Source organism: Rhodococcus sp. NPDC054953 (genome assembly GCF_053609225.1).
On record NZ_JBSGXD010000001.1, the window covers coordinates 32,996 to 51,557 of the forward strand.

Sequence of the window (18,562 nt, forward strand, 5' to 3'; positions counted from 1 at the left end):
GTCCTAACGCTCGTCGCAGAACTCGGTGATCGGCAGTCCCACATGCCTGGCCTCGGTCGGGACGTAGCCGAGCAGGGTGTCGCCGGGGGCCAGTTCGGTGACGTTGTTGACGCTGCCACCGGGGCCGAGCAGCCGCACGTGCCAGTCGTCCTGCGCGATCACGTTGACGTTCTTGCCGTTCGGCGCGACCGCGGTGATCGAGATCAGCGGGCGCTTCTCGATCTTGACCCGGCCGATCCGCACCTCGCGGACGCTGCCGTCGGTGCGAACGGCGAGGATCGGGAAGCCCGCCTGCAGTTCGCTGACGTAGCGGGTGCGGTTGTCCGGCCCGAGCACGTACGAGTGCACCGCGCCCGCGTTCCACCGGAACGGTCGGGTGGGCATGTACGGCAGGGGGTGGGTCTCACTGCAGGACAGGAACATGCCGGTGGAGAAGGACCCGATCAGGCAGCCCTCGTCGAGCTCGAGGAGCGAGCAGGTGTCGATGCAGGCGCGGTCGCCCATGCCGATGTGCTCGACCTTGGTGATGACCAGTTCGGAGAGCTCCATGCCCTCGAGCCGGTGGTCGACGATGCGCGCCAGCTTCACCACGTCGTCGGCGGTGCGGGGCGCAAGCAGCAGTCCGTCGGACCCGTGCTCGAGGACGAGCTTGACGATCTCGGCGTCCTCGATGTCGGTGACCGTGGTGATCGTCCGGCCGCCGGAGTTCTCGGCGGCGGCGATGACAATCTCGAGCGGGATCTTGGTCGGGTCGGTGAAGGTGAGCAGCGTCCACGGAACCTCGCGGACCACCTCGCACGCCACCTGCAACGTCGGGGCGTCCGAGACGATAACGTGCACACCGCGGTCGGGGGTGTGCCCGATGTGCGGGGAGTGCACGTCGGCGCGGTCGGCGACGACCACCAGATCCACCGCGTCGTACGGGAAGTCCGCGGCGACGGGGGCGGCGACGGCGAGGATGCGGCGCACCGTCGGCGGCAGTCCCTCGAACGTCGCGACCGAGTCGGACAGGATGCCGTCGATCCGGTGGTGCAGTGCCGCCTGAACGATCGCGGGTAGCAGGTCCCGGTCCACCGCGCGCACGTCGAGCCACGCGAAGTGGCCCTCCCGGCTGATCGGAGTGCGGCGGGTGTCCGAGCCTGCGCCCGCTGCGGGGACGATCTGGTCGGTGACGATGGTGCTGTCCATGTGCGGACGGGTTCCCTTCGGGTCGTGGAGCGGTGGGTCGGCTGCCGTCAGGCGCTTTCGAGTTCGACGGCGACGGGGGAGTGGACGAGCCGGGCGAGCGCGGCGGTGACGCCGTAGGGGTCCCGTGCCTCGAACACGGTGCGGCCGAAGCTCAACCCGGCGACGCCGGACGAGAGCACCTCCGCGCCGAGCGCGATGGTCTGCTCATCGCCGCCGGATCCGGGACCACCCGCGACGCAGATCGGGATGGGGCAGGACTCGACAACCCCGCGCATCGCGTCCGGGTCACCGCAGTAGTCGAGCTTGACCAGGTCGGCGCCGAGATCGGTTGCGATCGCGGCCAGGTGGGCCAGTTCGTCGGTGTCCGGGGGGAGATCCGCGCGCAGCGGGCCGCGGGCGTACATCATCGCAAGCAGGGGGACACCGAGCAGGTCGCACTCCCTCGACACGGCGCCGAGGTCGGTGAGCTGCTCGCGTTCGGTGGGCGACCCGATGTTCACGTGCACGCTGACGGCGTCGGCTCCCGACCGCACGGCGTCCTCGACACCGGCGACGAGCACCTTGGCGTGCAGGTCGATGCTGCGGGTGGTCCCGGCGGACAGGTGCACGATCAGCCCCATCCGGGAGAACGACGACGGGTCGACCAGCTTGGCCCGGCCGCGGTGCAGCACGACGGCGTTGGCCCCGGCATTGGCGAGGGTGCGCACGAGGCTGTCGGTGTGGTCGGCGCTGCCGAGCGGTCCGACGGTGACCGAGTGGTCCATCGGCACGATCATCGTCCGCCCGTGCTTGGTGATCCGGGACATGCGAATGCCCTTGCCGCTCAGGGGCTGAGTGCGGTGGGGCGTGGGGAAGCTGAGCATCGACCGGACTCCAATTCGGACAGCACGCATGCGTGGGAACGGCCCGGGGGCCTCGCGTAATTAGGGTAGGCTACACAAACGCCAGCGGGGAGGGTAGCGGGCCCTCCCGGATCACGCTCAGGCGGCCGGGTGCCGCCACGGGGTGGGGAACGGAAGGCCGAGGTAGACCTCGCCGAGCGCGGCCTGCTCGGCCTCCGACTCCACCCAGCGCGCCAGCCGGGCCCGACGCAGCGGCCAGTCCATCGGGTCGTCCGAGAGGGCGTGCAGGGTCGTGGTCAGGGTCCACGAGAAGTGTTGCGCCTTCCAGACCCGGGGCAGGCACGTCTGGCTGTAGGCGTCGAGATGGGCGCGGGTCCCGGCCCGGTACCACCCGCCGAGGGCGTGGGAGAGGACGCAGGCGTCGGAGACCGCGAGGTTGAGGCCCTTGGCGCCGGTGGGCGGGACGATGTGGGCCGCGTCGCCAAGCAGGAACAGCCTGCCGTGCTGCATCGTCTCGCAGACATACGACCGCAGCGGCGCCAGTGAGCGGTCGACGATCTCGCCCCGCTCCAGTTCGGGGTGGTCGTCGCTGGCGCTGCGGACCGTCAGCTCGTCCCAGATGCGGTCGTCGGGCCAGTCGGCGAGATCGGTCCCGGCCGGAACCTGAAGGTACTGCCGGGTGATTCGCGGTCCGCGCATGCTGTGCACCGAGATGCCGCTCTCGTGCGCGCAGTACATGCCCTCCGGGGTGGTCGGCGTGGTGTGGGCCAGGATGCCGAGCCAGGCGACCGGGTAGGTGCGGGTGAACTCCCGGAGTCCTGCCGCGGGAAGGTGCGCACGGCTCACTCCGTGGAAGCCGTCGCAGCCGGCGACGAAGTCCGCGGTCAGCTCCGTCGTGGTGCCGCGGTGATCGAGTCGCAGGCGTGCCTCGTCCGCGGTCGTCTCGATCGCGGTCACCGCGGTGTCGAACAGGATCGGCCCGCCCGCGGCGAGCCGGTGGGCGACGAGATCCTTGACCACCTCCTGTTGTGGATAGACGGTCGCGTTGCCGCCGATCAGTCGGTGAAAGTCCAGGTGGTGCGTGCTGCGGTCGAAGCGAACGTAGAAACCGTTGTGGGACAGGCCCTCCCGATTCAGTCGGTCGGCCACTCCGAGTTCCTCGAAGAGCGTGACGGTCGGCTGCTCGAGAATGCCCGCGCGGGTGCGGGTCTCGATGTGCTCGCGGCCGCGGCATTCGATCACCACCGAGGAGATGCCCTGGAGGTGGAGCATGTGGGCGAGGGTGAGGCCGGCGGGGCCCGCGCCGATGATCGCTACCTGGGTGTGCACGCGGCCTCGCTCCTCGTCTGCTGTGTGACAGTCGTCACATGGGGTACCTGTCGCTTTGCTTAGGCTTGCCTACCTTCTACTGTATGACACGCGGTTCGACGAACTGCGGGACCCCCGAATCGACCAGCGGGCAACGAGATTGCCCGGACTCGCCGATACCTGGCGGGGTCGTCCCCCTGATCACGACTGGAGCTATCGACTTGAGCACCACGACACCGACCGACGGTTCCGGCGCGGACGCGGGCACCACCGCCCCGCCCCCGGTCGAGGGCCTCGCCGGGCGCGGCACCGGTCGGCCGACGGTCTCGGTCATCATCCCGGCCATGAACGAGGCGAAGAACCTGCCGTTCGTTGCCTCCCGGATGCCCGACGGAATCGACCAGATCGTGTTCGTGGACGGCAATTCCACCGACGACACGGTGTCCGTCGCGCGCGAGCTGTGGCCGGACGCGACCGTCGTGACGCAGACCCGCAGCGGCAAGGGTAACGCCCTCGCCTGTGGCTTCGCCGTCGCGACCGAGGACATCATCGTGATGATCGACGCCGACGGATCCACCGATCCGGCCGAGATCCCGCTGTTCGTCGAGGCGCTCGTCGGCGGTGCCGACCTGGCGAAGGGCAGCCGCTTCGTCGGCAGCGGCGGCAGCTCCGACATCACCACCCTCCGAAACCTCGGCAACAAGGGCCTCAACGGCCTGGTCAACATCATCTTCCGGACCGACTTCTCCGACCTCTGCTACGGCTACAACGCCTTCTGGCGCAAGCATGTCCCGCTGATCGAACTACCGCCCGTCGAGTACCAGCGGGCCCAGTGGGGCGACGGCTTCGAGATCGAGACCGTCATCAACGTCCGTCTCGCGACCGCCGGACTGGTCATCGCGGAGGTCGGCAGCTTCGAGGGACCCCGCATCCACGGTCGGAGCAACCTCAACGCCTACAGCGACGGCATGCGGGTGCTGCGCACCATCGGCCAGGAATGGCAGCACTGGCGCGACACCAAGCACATTCGCAAGGAGTCGGCGCGTGCTGACGTGCGCGAACTGACGCGGTGACCGCGGCGGCGCCAGGGTCATCGCCGACGACGCTTGTCGACACGACCGACCGCACCGCGGTTGGTGCCGGTCCGGGCAAGAGCCTCGAGCGCAACAGCCTCGCACTGACCGTGTCCGCCGCGCTGACCGGCGGGCTCGGCCTCGCCTACTGGGCGGTGCTCGGACGCCTGTACCCGGCAAGTGAGGTGGGTGCCGCGTCGGCGGTGATCACCACCGCCACCATGCTGTCGGCGTTCGGAAACCTTGCTCTCGGTGCACTGTTCGAGCGGTTCCTTCCGCTCGCCGGCACCAGGGCGGCCACCCTCGTCCGGAACGGCTTCGCGATCGGCGGGTGCGGCGGGCTGCTGCTCGGTGCATCGTTCCTGGTCTGGGGGCCGACCGACGAGATGTTCGCCCACCCGCTGCAGGCGGCGTCCTTCCCGCTGGTCGTTGCGGTCTTCTCCGGGTTCGCCCTGCTCGACCACACCGCCGTCGGGTTGCGGGAGGCCGGGTGGGCCGCAACCAAGAACGTGGTCCACGCGGCGGTCAAGCTCGTCGCCGCGGCCGCGCTCGCGTTCACCGCGTCGCGAGTGGCGATCGTCTGGACCTGGACGGTGCCCGCGTTGATCGGCGCTGCGGTGCTCGGCGTCGCCGTCGCCCGTCGGCTGCGTGGACCCGACTTGAGGGACGTCCCGCCCGCGCTGCCGCCCGCCCGCGAGATGGGTACCTACCTGGCCGGATCCTATGGGATCTACGTGGTGGGAGCGCTTGCGCCGCTGATGCTTCCCCTGATCGTCGTGACCCGACTCGGCGCGGACGCCAACGCGCACTTTGCGATCGCCTGGTCGCTCGTCTCGGCGGTGCTCGTCCTGATGACGATGCTGATGGGCCCGTACGTGTCCGGCGTTGCCGCCGACCCGGACCGGGTGCGGGAGTTGACCCGCCGATTCCTCCTGGTGCTCGCCGCGGTGACGGCCGGAGCGGTGGTCCTGTTCGCGATCCTCGGCCCGGTCCTCCTCGACGTCGTCGGAGCCGAGTACGCCGAGACCGGAACACCGCTGCTGCGGCTCGCCGCCGTTGCGGTGCTGCCCGCGTCGATCGCGTTCGCGTACACCGCGATCGCCAGGGTCCGGCGCAGGCTGACCCTGGCCATCACGGTCCAGATTGGCAACGCGGCCCTGATCCTCGGGCTGAGCGTCGCGCTGATCGGCGACCACGGGCTTGCCGCGATGGGGCTGGCGTACCTTGTCGCCGAATCCGCATCGGCCGCGGTACTTGCGGTACCCCTGCTGCGGGCGCTGCGGTCACTGGACCGGGATGCCGTCGGTGCTCAGCGGTCCTCGGACATCTGAACCACGTCCGGGTTCGGATCGAACACACCGCGCTCCTGCATCCACTCCAGATCGGACATCACCGGCTCGTACACCGTCACCCAGTCCACCTGCACCGCAACCCGGTCCGGGCGAAGGGGATCGGTCTCCGAACACGGTTCGATGCCCCAGTCGGCCCGCCGCTCGCAGGCGCCCGCCTCCGCCTGCAGCCCCAGCCACATCGGTTCGTCCGGCACCATCGTCTCCGAATGCGCCTCCGCCCAGACCTTTCCGTCGAGCAGGTAGCGGATGATGCCGGGCCCCCATTCCACGCCGACGGTGTGCCACTCGGAGAAGTCGCCGGTGACGATCGCGTGTGACTTCCGGTTCCCGTCGTCACCGACCCAGTGCAGGAAGGCATCCAGCTGGGTCCGCTCGCCGCTGGCGGACTCGGCGAAATCGATCTCCGGGGGCCACTGCTCGCGCTGCGGCCACAACAGCATGTGGTACGAGATGTCGTCGCTGCGGTCGGCCCGCATGCGGATCTCCCAGCGGCCGTACTGCTGGGTCACCGGGAAGTTCGAGACGCCGCCGCTGACCCACCCGTCGCCGCTGCGCTCCGACAGCAGGTTCAGCGCACCGCCATAGACCTGCACCATCGTGCCGTCCCACCAGCCGTGCGGGTTGCCGCCGGGCTGACCGCTGTAGGTGCTCCACTGCCTGCCGAGTTCGCAGCGGTCGAACTCGTCGGTGAAGATCTGCTTCCAGCCGGGCAGGTCGCCGACCGGGACCGGTGTGCCGCCGGGGATCTGGCCCTGCCCGCAGTCGACCTCGGCGACCACGGCGTTCCCCGGGCCGTCCGGCGCCTCGGGGGACGAGGTCGCGGTGTCGTCGGTCGGGATCGTGCAGGCGGCGCAGGTGGCAACGGCGAGCGCCGCCGCGACCACCCGGAGGGGGCGACGGGTCATACCGCCATCGCGATCAGCCGGGCGAAGGTCAGCACCGCCGCCGTCACCACGCAGGACGCAAGCAGCAGCGAGATCACCTGGGCGGGTGGGCGTCTGCCGATGCCGCCGGTGTCCGGCACCTCGCGTTCGCGCAGCAGCACGCCCGCCACCAGCAGAGCGGCGGCGAGCAGGAAGAACAGGACGGTCAGGTTCATGAGGTCTCGAATTCGATGACGGGGGAGTCGACGCGGCGCAGGATGGTGATGCTCTCGCGCTCGAGCATCGGCAGGTACCGACCCCCGGAGAGGATGGCCCGCACCTGGTCGTCGAGATACCGCTGCGACATGCCGTACTGCAACCGCAGCATGCCGGTGCCCTGGGTCGTGAGGTACAGGTACGACGGGTCCCGGGTCCTCGCGCAGTTGGCGAGGTCGTCGAGGCACGGGTAGCTGTCGATGAACATCATCCGCGGACCACGCGGGTCCAGGGTGCGGCGGACACCGCTGCTGTGCGGGGCGTGCGACCACGACATGATCGTGGTGTCCGGCGGGACGGCGGCGATGAACTCGTCGGTGATCGCGACCTGTTCGGTCGTCGACGCCTCGAACGCCGTGTTCAGGCCACGGTTGGTGGTCAGCAGCACGCCGAGCATCACGAGGGCGACGGTCCCCGCGACCAGCGCCACCGGGCGGGCGCCCCTGCCGCGCACCGCCGATCGGCGGCGGATCAGGGTCATACCGCGGGCCACGGCGATTGCCGCGAACGGCGCGAGGACCGGCGACGCGTAGACGAAGCAGCGGATGATCATCTCGCCGCCGTAACTCTGCAGCAGCACCAGGGTGAACGGGGCAGCGCACAGCGCGCCCGCAACCAGCCAGGCCCGCCGGCCCCGGGCGAGCAGCCACCCGACGAACGCGACGCAGGCGAACAGGCCGGACGCCGCCATCCGCAGGTACTGCATCTGCTGATAGTCGGGATCGCCGGAGATGCGGTCGCCGACACCGCGGTTCACGGAGTTACCGATCTGGCCGAGCTCGTCGAAGATCGACTGCAGGTGACCGGTCCAGAAGTCGGTGGCGCCGTAGCTGAACCAGGCGGCGAAGACGAGACCCGCGGCGAGCCATAGTGTCCGGTACCGGGTGAGGCCGAACAGCGAGAAGAAGGCGAGCGCGATGATCGCCAGGATCGGCGTGATCTGGTGGGTGACCGTGTTCGCCACGAGCACCAGCAGCAGCACGGCGCCGAGTGCCAGGGTGCGAACCGATCCGAAACCGGGGACCAGCCCCGGGGTGCGCCGCGGCGCGTCGATCAGGAACCGTCCGACCCCGGGACCGATGCCGGGAAGGGGGGCCCTGCGCAGCTGCCAGAGCAGGGTCGCGACGACGGTCGCGTAGAACACCATCGCGACCGCCTGCGGAGCGAAGTAGTCCTGCTGATACCAGTTGAACAGCTGGTAGAGGATCACCGCCAGCCAGGCCAGACGGGCCCGGCCGGTGATCGCGATCGCGATCGCGTACAGCGGGAAGGCGAGCAGGGCGCCCATGAACAGCGGCGCCCATGCCAGCAGCGCGGTCGCGTCGGGAAGGTCGGCGACCGTCACCAGATGCGCTCCGGCGGAGAAGAACCCGGCCCAGCTGAACCGGGCGTCGATCGCGTCGGGGAGCCGCTCACCCTGGGCAAGGGCCGCGATGAAGCCGCGGTGCACGAACGCGGTGGGCACCGTCGTCTGGCCGCTGGCGGCCGGGACGAGCATCGTCGTGTAGCCGATCAGCACCAGCGTCGCCGCGGACATCACGACCGGGTCGATACGCGGGCGGGTGAGCCCGACCACGATGGTGCCGCACAGGACGACGAGCCCGAGCGCGTACACGACCCCGATCTGCGTGATGATCCCGTAGCGCCCGGCGTCGAGATAGTCCAGGGTCGCCGCCGCGACCGCGAACAGGACGATCGATGCGGTGAGCGCGACCAGGCTGGTCGTGCGGGCTCGACTCCAGGACCGCAGGTAGTGCAGTTTGCTGCGCGGGCAGGCGATGTCGGCGGGAACGGTGCGGCGCACCAGCACACAGGCAAGCAGGGACCCGGCCGCGAGCAGGGTCTGCACGGTCGCCGGATCCCACCACTGCGGGACCATCGTGAACTGGGCGGCGAGGATCGTCGTTGCCAGCGAGACCGACACGACCAGCGACGCGAACAGCGCTCGCCCGGGGATCCGCAGGGCCACCACCACGGGGAGGCCGGGGACCAGGGTGGCGCCGGCAAGCACGACCAGGATCCGGATCGGGGTGGGAACGAGGTCCGCGGACCCGGTGGCGACCAGCAGGTTCAACGCGAGCATGAGCGCCGCGACGACGGCGCCGAGGAGCAGCGCGGGCCGCGGCCGCCAGCCGTACCGGACCTCGGTTCGCCTGGCGGCGGTGAGGTGGTCGGTGGGCAGGTCCGTCGCGGTCATCGGGTCGCTCCGGTCCGCCGGGCCGCGAGGTGACTGCGGACGAACAGCACCGGTCCGGTCAGGTAGCCCCACACCTCGAGGGCCCGCAGGTGCAGCGGCCAGTCGGACGGGACGTCCGCGTTCTTCGCGGAGGCGGGGGACAGCAGCATGTGGAGTCCCCGCGGGACACGGGACAGGATCGGCCACAGCTGCCCGGTGCCGACGAATTTCGTCAGCGACGCCGCCATCCCGGTGCCGTATCCGTAGCTCTGCGTGCGCAGGTCGGCCATGTTGTCGCGGTGGTAGTGCCGGACGACAGCGTCCGGGTTGTAGGCGATCGACCAGCCCCGCAGCAGGGTGGCGCGGAACGCGTCGAGGTCCTCGCCGCCGCGGGTGGGGGTTCCGGTGCCGAGGCGCTCATCGAATCCCCCGATGGACGTCAGCGCGCTCGACCGGAAGGCCATGTTGTTGCCCGACCCGCACTCGCCCGCGGTGTAGGGGAAGAAGGGCCCGTGGGCGCCGAAGTCGCCGAGCGCCGGGTCCGTTTCGTGGGTGCCTAGCGCCCACACCGTCGCGGACTCGCCCTTGTCAAAGACCTTCGCCTCCTCGAACCACTCCTGCATGCGGTTGGTTGCCTCGGTGCCGAGAACGCGCCCGGTCACCGCGCCGACCGCACCGCCGCGATCGGCCCGGAAGCTCGCGACGACGCCGGTGATCCAGCCGGGGTCGGGCAGGGCGTCGTCGTCGGTGAAGGCGACGATCCGGCCGCTCGCGTGGTGGTGCCCCAAGTTCCGGGCGGCCGACACCCCCGGCACCGGCTGGTCGACGATGCGCAGGCGCGGATCGTCGATCCTGTCCAGCGCGCGCGCAACGGCGCCGCGGTGTGGCCGGTTGTCGACGACGATCAGCTCGATGGTGCGGTGCTGCTGCGCAAGCACGGCCCGCACGGTGGTGCGCAGGGAGTCACGCCCGACGGTGGGGATCACGATCGTCACCAGTTCGTCCTCGCCGACCGCGGGATCCCCGGCGGCCAGGGGAAGCGCAGCGGCAGCGCGGTCGGACCCGGCAGATCCCCGGCGCAGCATGCCCTCGGCGGTGCCCGCCACGGTCACGGCCAGGCCGAGGGTCAGCGTCAGGATGCGGGTCAGTGCGGACCGGTCCCGACCGGCCACCGTCCGCCGCAGGTACCGCAGCACCCCGGTGCCGAGGGTGCGCACCACGAAGCTGCGTTCGGCGGACAGTCCGGCGTCGGCCCCCACCATGCCGGTGAGCACCGCCTTCGAGCGGCCCTCGTGCCTGCAGCGGGAGACGAAGTAGCGCACCGTCGCCCGGCGGTCCGGCACGGAGTGGTCCACGGCGAAACCGGTGACCCGGACGATCCGGGTGCCCGGAAACTGCTGTCGCAGCTCGATTCCCATCAGGGTTTCCTCGCACCCTGCCGGCACGGTGCCGACCCGGCCGAGCCGGTCGGAGAAGCCGCCGATCTTCTGCAGTTCGGCGCGGCGGGCCGCCATTGCGGCACCGATCGGATTGCGGATCTCGGCGCCGTCCGCGGGCAGGCCGCGGTAGTCGCAGCCGACCACCCATCCGAACTCGTCGGGGAACCAGCCAGGCGGGTGGCCGGATTCCCAGTTCGCGTGCACCGCACCGCCAATCGCGACGACGGCGGGGTCGGTGAACGCGGTTCGCACGGCGTCGAGCGCGTGCGGACGAACCGAGGCGTCGTCGTCGAGGAAGACGACGATCTCGGCGGCCGCGATCTCCAGCCCGGTGTTGCGTGCCCCGGACAGCCCGCGGCGGTGCCGGTTCGGGGTGAGGGTGATGTCGGACGGGCAGCGTTCCCGGAGGATCGAGAGCAATTCGGGGTTGTGGTCGACGACGACGATCACCTCGTCACCGTCCCGCAGTTGGGCGCGCGCCCGCTCGATGCCCGCGAGCAGCAGGTCGAGCCGGGCGGTGGTGAAGCAGCTGATGAGGATGGCGAGCCCGGGGTCGGGACGGGTTGTCGAGGCCAAGGCGAATCTCCGGGATCGTCATGGGGCGCGGCCACCCATCGTAGGGAAGGCTTGCCTATCTTACGGAACGGGGTTGTGGTCGCGGAATCGGGTCAGGCGAGCAGGGTGAGCGGATCGGTGACCGCCCGTGTCAGGCCTTCCTGGACCTGCGCGCGCGGGAAGACGTTGCCGTGGAACGAGGCCGACGCGATGACCGCGCCCTCGACGATCGCCCAGGTGACGGTGACGCCGTCGGGTCCGGTCGGATCGTTGTGCGCCGCGTAGAACGGCGCCGCGGTGTCCCGCCACGGAACGCGTCCGGTGCGGGGGATGACGCCAAGGCTGGAGAACAGCAGCCGGGCCCGGGGGTGGCGCGGGCGGTCCCGCCGCGCGTCGGCCTGCCGTCCGGTGCGCAGGCCGACGCGGGTCCGGGCCGCGTTCAGTGCCAGGTTTGCCACCGGGCGACCCGACGCCGTCGCGCCCGCGCTGGCCCGGTGGATCCGGCGCGGGCTCGGTGCGCGGCCGAGGTCGAACTCCAGCCCGGACACGAAGTTGCCCAGCGGGACACGGCCCTTTGGCAGGTAGCGGCGGGCGTCGAGGGTCACCGTCACGACGTCGTCGATCTCGATGCCCGACGCGGCCAGCCCGCGGTGCAGCGTCGCGGCGATCACCGCGAACATCGACACGCTCGGGTCGTTGCTGTCCCGCCAGGCGCGCAGCCGCGCCACCGTCTCCGGCGGCATCGTCGCCGCGGCCCCCGAGCGATCGGGGACCCACGGAATCGTCTCGGGCGGTGCCGATTCCGGACGCCGGTGCAGTGCACTGCGCAACGCAAAGAGCCGTAGCGGGTCGGTCCCGTAGGTCCGCGCCAGTGCCGCCGCGATTCCGCTGCCGCGGCGACCCGACGGACGCCAGACGTTCGGGTCGGTCGGGTCGATCGTCCCCAGGATCACGCCGTGCATCGCGAGCGCGAGGGCAACCTCGCCGAGGCCGTGACTGTGATCGGTGCGCAGGTAGTCGCCGGCGAGGACGATGCTCGTCGGACGCGGGCGATGGTCGTCGGGTTCCGGTGCGGGCGCGGCGGTGTCGGGCTCGGGGTCGTACAGGTCCATCGGTGAGCGCGGGGGCGCGACGCGCCTGACCGTGGGTCGGTGGGCGGCGGGGTCGAACGTCCACCGGTTCGACACCGGCGACGGGTGCAGACCCAGCCGGGCATTGGGACCGACCGCGGCCATCGCGGCGAGGCGGTCGGCGACGACGTCGACCGGGGGCAGCTCGACGGGCCCGATGATCGCGGTGATCCGGGTGCGGCTGTGCATCACGTCCAGGTGGCCGACCCGGACGGTGGAACGGTCGGTCACGGACACCTCAGACGGCGACCGGTCGGCTCACGCCCAACTCGCGGAAGTGGGCGACCGTGCGGGCGATGCCCTCGGCGAGCCCGACCGTGGGGTGCCAGCCGAGGATGCGGCGGGCCTGGCCCGCGTCGAGCGCGGACCGCCGGACGTCGCCGGGACGCGCGGGTTTCCACAGGGGGTCCACCGTGGTGCCGGTGGCGCGGGCGACGAGGCGGTTGAGTTCCAGGTCGCTCGTCTCCACGCCGGTGCCGATGTTGAACCGCAGACCCGACCCGGCGGCCCCGGACGCGGCGACCATCGCCGAGACGACGTCGTCGACGTATACGTAGTCGCGGGTGTTGCCGCCGTCGCCGAACAGGGTGGTCGGCCGTCCGGCGAGCATCTCGCGCGCGAAGATCGCCACCACTCCGGCCTCGCCGTGCGGATCCTGACGGGGGCCGTAGACGTTGGCGGGGGCGATGTGGGAGCAGTCCAGGCCGTGCAGGAGGCGGAAGCTGTCGAGGTAGTACTCGCCGCCGACCTTGCCCGCCGCGTACGGCGAGGCGGGCCGCACCGGAACCTGTTCGGAGACGGGGAGTGTCGCGGGGGCTCCGTAGATCGATCCGCCCGACGAGGTGAAGACGATCTTGCGGACCCCCGCGCGCACGGCCGCCGCGGCGACGCGGAGCGTGCCGATGATGTTGGTCTCGGCGTCCGCGACCGGGTCGGCGACGCTGCGTCGGACGTCGATCTGTGCGGCGAGGTGGAAGACCACCTCGGGCGCGAACACCCCGAAGATGCGGTCGATGTCGTCGTGCCGGACGTCGAGGAGTTCGAGGTCGACGCCGTCGGCGGCGAGTGCGGCGGCGAGGTTGTGCTCCCGGCCGCGGCTCAGGTTATCGACGACGAGTACCCGGTGGCCGTCACCGCGTAGCCGGTCGACCAGCGTCGACCCGATGAACCCGGCACCGCCGGTGACCACCACTCGCACAGGTTTGCCTTCCCTTACTTCTCCGATGTCGCTCGGGAGTCTAGGCGCACCGCAGCGACCATGGGGGCGTCAGGGTCACCCCGCTGCGCGGCGACTCCCGCATGTCGGGTCGCGCCTGCCCGGAAATTCGTAATGCACCGTGCTAGCGTCGGATTCGAGAACATTTTCTCGGGCATCGCATGCGAACCACCCGCTCATCGCTCTTTGTCGTGAATGGGGAACCACATGGTTCGAAGTCGTGTGCGCGAAACCGGATCCATTCGAGAACTCACCCGCACCAGTGCGCGGGCGTCGACATCGGGCCGGGTGACCCGGTGCCTGCTGTCCCTCGTCGTCGCCGCGACGGTCGGCGCGGCCGTCGGCGTGCCGCAGGCGGGCGCCTTCCCCGGATCCGTTGCCGCGCCGTCGCCCGGCACCGACGTCGCGACACCCGCGCCGTCGGGTGTCGCCGCACCCCGCGGCAACCGCCCTGGCTGGCGGCAGATTTTCGTCGACGACTTCACCAGGGACGCCGCGGTCGGAAGCTGGGCGAACGCCTGCGAGCCGGACCGCATCGTCTACACCGGTGCCGAGGGCCAGAAGTGGCGCACCTATCCCAGCTGCTATCTGGACACCTATCAGAAGCGGCCCTATCGACCGGACCAGGTGCTCAGCGTCGGGAACGGTGTGATGAATTTCCATCTGCGCCCGGTGAACGGGGTTCCGGCCGGCGCGAATCCGTCCCCGCTGATCGACGGGGCGAACCAATATCAAACCTACGGTCGCTATTCCGCGCGATTCAAGGTCGATAATCCGAACCTGAACGAGTATTACGTCGCCTGGCTGCTGTGGCCGCAGTCCGAGCGGTGGCCGGCCGACGGCGAATTCGATTTCCCCGAGGGTGGCCTCGCTGGCACCGTCGGCGGCTTCCACCACTACTCCGGCGCCGGCTCGTGCGTCGGCGGGTGTCAGGACGTCGCCGCGGACATCGGCGCCCGGTTCACCGACTGGCACACGTACACGATCGAATGGTCGCCCGGCCGGATCCGCTACCTGCTCGACGACCGGGTGGTCCTCGACAGCACGGCCTGGGTCCCGTCGACGCCGATGCGCTGGCAGTTGCAGGCCGAGACCAACGGCAACGGCACCAGCAACGGCAACCTGCTCGTCGACTGGGTGTCGGTGTGGGCGTACGACCCGGCTGCCTGACCGGAGCGGGTGGCCTGCCGGGTCGCCCGCCGGGTGCTACCGCTGCGGCGGGACCTTCGCCATCGCGAGCACGTCGAGCCTGCGGTCCAGTTCCTCCTCGGACAGTCCGTCGCCGACCAGTCCGCGGTCGATGACCGTCTGCCGGATCGTCTTCCGTTCCCGCAGCGCCTCCTTCGCGACCGCGGCGGCCTCCTCGTAGCCGATCGCCGAGTTCAGCGGCGTCACGATCGACGGGGACGACTCCGCGAGCCTGCGCAGGTGCTCGGTGTTCGCGACCAGCCCCGCGACGCACCGGTCGGCGAACAATCGGGACACGTTGGCCAGCAACCGGATCGACTCCAGGATGTTGCGGGCCATCACCGGGATGTACACGTTGAGCTCGAAGGCGCCGGCGGCGCCGCACCAGGCGACGGTCGCATCGTTGCCGACGACCTGCGCGGCGACCTGGGTGACCGCCTCCGGCAGAACCGGATTCACCTTGCCCGGCATGATCGAGCTGCCCGGCTGTAGATCCGGCAGGTGGAGTTCGCCGAGGCCGGTCAGCGGACCCGAGCCCATCCAGCGGATGTCGTTGGCGATCTTCGTCAGCGACACCGCGATCGTGCGCAGCGCACCGGACGCCTCGACGAGGCCGTCCCGCGCCGCCTGCGCCTCGAAGCTGTTCCGGGCCGGGGACAGGGCGTCGATCCCGGTCGAGGCCACCAGCTGTGCAACGACCTTCGGGCCGAAGCCGTCCGGGGCGTTGAGCCCGGTGCCGACGGCGGTGCCGCCGATCGGCAGCTCGCCGAGCCGGGGGAGAGCCGCAACGACCCGCTCGATGCCCGCCTCGACCTGGTGGGCGTACCCGCCGAACTCCTGACCGAGGGTCACCGGTACCGCGTCCATCAGATGGGTGCGCCCCGACTTCACCACCGTCCGCCACTCGGTCGCCTTGTCCACCAGCGCCAGCCGGAGATGGTCGAGCGCCGGGATCAGCTCCCGGACCGCCGCCTCGGTCGCGGCAAGGTGGGTTGCGGTCGGGAAGGTGTCGTTCGACGACTGCGACATGTTGACGTGGTCGTTCGGGTGGACGTCCACACCGTTCGCCTGGGCGATGGACGCGATCACCTCGTTCGCGTTCATGTTGGAGCTCGTCCCGGACCCGGTCTGGAACACGTCGATCGGGAACTGGTCGTCGTGGCGGCCGTCGGCGATCTCGGTCGCGGCGGCGACGATCGCGGCGGCCCGGCCGCCGTCGAGGAGCCCGAGGTCGTGGTTGACCTGCGCGCAGGCCGCCTTGAGCAGGCCGAGCGCCCGGATCTGCGCCCGCTCGAGACCGCGCCCCGAGATCGGGAAGTTCTCCACCGCGCGCTGGGTCTGGGCACGCCAGAGTGCGTCGACCGGAACCCGGACCTCGCCCATCGTGTCGTGCTCGATACGGAACCGCGGTTCGCTGTTCTCAGCCATGCCGCCAAGCTTGCCACCCAAGCGGCTCCGCCGCCTGTGAGTCCTTTTGGCCCCGGTAGGGGCCAAAAGGACTCACAGGCGCGCAGCGCCTACATCAGGGGAGGGGCGGGTTGGCGCCGTCGACGCCGTCGAAGTTGATCGACGAGAACTCGTGCAGCTTCTCGAGGCGGTGGTAGGCCTCGATCATCCGGACCGTGCCGGACTTCGACCGCATCACGATCGACTGCGTCGTCGCGCCGCCGCCGTAGTAGCGGACACCCTTGACCAGTTCGCCGTCGGTGACGCCGGTCGCGCAGAAGAAGATGTTCTCGCCGGTGACCAGTTCCTCGGTGCGCAGCACCCGGTCCAGGTCGTGGCCCGCGGCGATCGCCTTCGCGCGCTCCTCGTCGTCCTTCGGGGCCAGCCTGCCCTGCAGCGCGCCGCCCATGCAGCGCATTGCCGCTGCGGCGATGATGCCCTCGGGGGTGCCGCCGATGCCGAGCAGCATGTCGACCCCGGAATCCGGGCGGGCCGTTGCGATCGCGCCCGCGACGTCGCCGTCGGAGATCAGTCGGATCCGGGCACCGGTGTCCCGGATCTCGCGGATGATGTCGGCGTGCCGGGGACGGTCGAGGATCGTCACGGTGGTGTCGGAGACGGCGCGGTTCTTCGCCTTCGCGACCCGACGAATGTTCTCCGCGACGCCCGCCGCCAGGTCGATCACGTCGGCGGCCTCGGGGCCGACCGCGATCTTGTCCATGTAGAACACGGCCGACGGGTCGAACATGGCACCGCGCTCGGAGACCGCGAGCACCGCGATCGAGCCGGGCGCGCCCTTGCTCATCAGCGTGGTGCCGTCGATCGGGTCGACCGCGACGTCGCACAGCGGGCCGTCGCCGTTGCCGACCTCCTCGCCGTTGTACAGCATCGGGGCCTCGTCCTTCTCGCCCTCACCGATGACGACGACACCCTGCATCGAGACCGAGCTGACCATGTGGCGCATCGCGTCGACGGCGGCACCGTCGCCGCCCTCCTTGTCGCCCCGCCCGACCCAGCGGCCCGCGGCCATGGCCGCCGCCTCGGTCACCCGCACCAACTCGAGGGCGAGGTTGCGGTCCGGTGCCTCGCGGTGACCCGTGTTGGCCGTCATCGGCGGTGTCTCCTTGCTGGCGACGCGGGGGCCGCCCTGGTGTTCCGGCTGTGGCGCGAAGCAGATCGCGCCGCGCAATTATCTCATCCCGCGCCCGGATCGCCCCGCTCCGGTCTACGGCTCCCGGACCACCGACCATCCCGAGGTCAGGTCCCGAACCAGGGCGGGTGCGCGGGACACCATCCGCTGCCGGTCGGCGAACTCCGCGAACGGTTGCCCCAGCAGCGCGTCAACCTGCTCGGGTCGCTGCTCGGCCAGGCGCTGGTAGGCGGGCGCGGTGTCGTCGGCGATGTACCGCCACCGCGGGCCCCGGTCGGCCCAGTTGAAGTCGGGCAGCGGGGCCTGCACCCGGACGCCTGACCCGTCGGCCACCGTCGCGTGCGCGGTGAGCGGTGCGAAGACGCCCGGTGCTCGGGTGCCGGGAATCGACGGCTGCGCGGCGACGGTGGTCAGGTACGCGAGCACCCGGCCTGCGCCGTCCCGCCCGCGCGCGGTCGCGTCCCACTGGTCGGCGACGATCGTGTTCTGTTCACGGTCCGCCATCCGCAGCACCGCGTCCGCGCGCCCCGCGGGGGTGCCGGTCCGGATCGCGTCCCAGGCGGCCGCGGTGTTGTCGTCGAACAGCCCGGCCGCCCGCATCTCCTCGATCGCGGGGAATCCCCCGTTCAGGTACGCCTCGTGCATCGGCACCATGTCGAAGTAGATGTGCTTCTGCATCACCAGCAGCCGCCGCTGGTACCAGTCCAGGTCGTCGGCGGTGAGGGTGGGCGCGACGGTGGCGAGCGCCCGCACGTCCGCGGGCAGGCCGGCGGCGACGCCGACCGGCAGCGCGCCGACCGCAGCAGCGACCGCCTCGCCGATCCGGTGCACCGCCTCGACCGACAGCACGACCCGGCCCGTGTCGATGTCCAGGAAACCGGCGGTGAACGAGGCGCCTGCCATCCCGGCCATGCCCGCCCAGTTCAGTTCGTCGCGCTCCCGCTGGTACCTGCCGTAGTTCGCGTACACGCGGTTCACCAGGTCCGCGTTCGCCAGGAACCCGGTGCCGGGATCCCAGGCGCCGAGGTCGATGCCGGCGGCCTCGGCACCCCTGGCCAGCCAGTACTGGTGGAGCAGGGCCGCGTAGCGGGCGGGCGGAAGGCCGTCGGCTCGGGCCGCGTCGACCGCGGCATCGAGGGTTCGGGAGTCCGTGGGCAGTCTCGGATCCAGCCCGCCCGGCAACTCGGCGTCGGCGTTGGCCGGGACCAGATCGAGCAGGTCGTGGTAGCCGAGGTCGACCGCAGCGCGCGGGGCCGCGGCGGCGGGCAGCGCGGTCGCGGCGGCGGCGAGCGCCAGGCCGGCGCACGCCAGCACCAGACGATGCGGCCGGGGGAGTCGTCTGCGAAGGCTCATGGTCGGA

Annotated in this window: 15 protein-coding genes; 3 read left to right on the forward strand and 12 right to left on the reverse strand. The window is 70.9% G+C overall.

Features of this window, described 5'->3' with window-relative positions; genetic code table 11:
• Window positions 1-3: 3 nt before the first annotated feature.
• The 3 genes from ACWF62_RS00070 to ACWF62_RS00080 form a co-directional block, all read right to left on the reverse strand.
• Window positions 4-1,188 (reverse strand): 3-dehydroquinate synthase II family protein, encoded by a 1,185-nt coding sequence (locus ACWF62_RS00070; protein WP_452629173.1) that lies wholly within the window; start codon window positions 1,186-1,188, stop codon window positions 4-6.
• A gap of 47 nt (window positions 1,189-1,235) precedes the next feature.
• Window positions 1,236-2,051, reverse strand: coding sequence for a 2-amino-3,7-dideoxy-D-threo-hept-6-ulosonate synthase (locus ACWF62_RS00075; RefSeq protein ID WP_452629174.1), 816 nt, complete (start codon window positions 2,049-2,051; stop codon window positions 1,236-1,238).
• 117 nt (window positions 2,052-2,168) lie between these two features.
• Window positions 2,169-3,359 (reverse strand): 4-hydroxybenzoate 3-monooxygenase, encoded by a 1,191-nt coding sequence (locus tag ACWF62_RS00080; RefSeq protein ID WP_452629175.1) that lies wholly within the window; start codon window positions 3,357-3,359, stop codon window positions 2,169-2,171.
• Between the two features lie 200 nt (window positions 3,360-3,559).
• On the opposite strand from ACWF62_RS00080, the gene ACWF62_RS00085 reads away from it, so the two are divergent.
• Together ACWF62_RS00085 and ACWF62_RS00090 are read left to right on the forward strand one after the other, a co-directional pair.
• Entirely contained in the window at window positions 3,560-4,411 is an 852-nt protein-coding gene (locus ACWF62_RS00085) for a glycosyltransferase family 2 protein (RefSeq protein ID WP_452629176.1), read from the forward strand.
• Window positions 4,408-5,742 carry a lipopolysaccharide biosynthesis protein gene (locus ACWF62_RS00090; protein ID WP_452629177.1) on the forward strand — a complete coding sequence of 445 codons (1,335 nt, stop codon included), beginning with the start codon at window positions 4,408-4,410 and terminating at the stop codon, window positions 5,740-5,742. The genes ACWF62_RS00085 and ACWF62_RS00090 overlap by 4 nt, the downstream gene beginning before the upstream one ends.
• Here ACWF62_RS00090 and ACWF62_RS00095 read toward each other — a convergent pair.
• From ACWF62_RS00095 to ACWF62_RS00120, 6 genes are all read right to left on the reverse strand, one after another.
• Window positions 5,721-6,668, reverse strand: coding sequence for a glycoside hydrolase family 16 protein (locus tag ACWF62_RS00095; RefSeq protein WP_452629178.1), 948 nt, complete (start codon window positions 6,666-6,668; stop codon window positions 5,721-5,723). The two genes, ACWF62_RS00090 and ACWF62_RS00095, sit on opposite strands and share 22 nt — an antisense overlap.
• On the reverse strand, window positions 6,665-6,862 hold the full coding sequence (locus tag ACWF62_RS00100) for a hypothetical protein (protein ID WP_378505759.1): 198 nt from the start codon (window positions 6,860-6,862) through the stop codon (window positions 6,665-6,667). Before ACWF62_RS00100 ends, ACWF62_RS00095 begins: the two co-directional genes overlap by 4 nt.
• Window positions 6,859-9,099, reverse strand: a complete 2,241-nt coding sequence (locus ACWF62_RS00105) for a hypothetical protein (protein WP_452629179.1) — start codon at window positions 9,097-9,099, stop codon at window positions 6,859-6,861. The genes ACWF62_RS00100 and ACWF62_RS00105 overlap by 4 nt, the downstream gene beginning before the upstream one ends.
• Window positions 9,096-11,093 (reverse strand): glycosyltransferase, encoded by a 1,998-nt coding sequence (locus ACWF62_RS00110; RefSeq protein ID WP_452629180.1) that lies wholly within the window; start codon window positions 11,091-11,093, stop codon window positions 9,096-9,098. Before ACWF62_RS00110 ends, ACWF62_RS00105 begins: the two co-directional genes overlap by 4 nt.
• Window positions 11,094-11,185: 92 nt before the next feature.
• Window positions 11,186-12,433 (reverse strand): hypothetical protein, encoded by a 1,248-nt coding sequence (locus ACWF62_RS00115; RefSeq protein WP_452629181.1) that lies wholly within the window; start codon window positions 12,431-12,433, stop codon window positions 11,186-11,188.
• 7 nt (window positions 12,434-12,440) lie between these two features.
• Window positions 12,441-13,400: an NAD-dependent epimerase/dehydratase family protein gene (locus tag ACWF62_RS00120; RefSeq protein WP_452629182.1), complete on the reverse strand. Its 960-nt coding sequence runs from the start codon at window positions 13,398-13,400 to the stop codon at window positions 12,441-12,443.
• 306 nt (window positions 13,401-13,706) lie between these two features.
• Between ACWF62_RS00120 and ACWF62_RS00125 the strand changes: the two genes are divergently transcribed.
• Window positions 13,707-14,588, forward strand: coding sequence for a glycoside hydrolase family 16 protein (locus ACWF62_RS00125; RefSeq protein WP_452629183.1), 882 nt, complete (start codon window positions 13,707-13,709; stop codon window positions 14,586-14,588).
• Between the two features lie 36 nt (window positions 14,589-14,624).
• Here the strand turns inward: ACWF62_RS00125 and ACWF62_RS00130 are convergent, their stop codons facing one another.
• The 3 genes from ACWF62_RS00130 to ACWF62_RS00140 form a co-directional block, all read right to left on the reverse strand.
• On the reverse strand, window positions 14,625-16,034 hold the full coding sequence (locus ACWF62_RS00130; protein ID WP_452629184.1) for a class II fumarate hydratase: 1,410 nt from the start codon (window positions 16,032-16,034) through the stop codon (window positions 14,625-14,627).
• 94 nt (window positions 16,035-16,128) lie between these two features.
• Window positions 16,129-17,163: a class II fructose-bisphosphatase gene (gene glpX / locus ACWF62_RS00135; protein WP_452629185.1), complete on the reverse strand. Its 1,035-nt coding sequence runs from the start codon at window positions 17,161-17,163 to the stop codon at window positions 16,129-16,131.
• Window positions 17,164-17,277: 114 nt separating this feature from the next.
• A complete protein-coding gene (locus ACWF62_RS00140; RefSeq protein ID WP_378505767.1) occupies window positions 17,278-18,555 on the reverse strand; it encodes a hypothetical protein in 1,278 nt (425 codons plus the stop codon).
• Window positions 18,556-18,562: the final 7 nt, after the last annotated feature.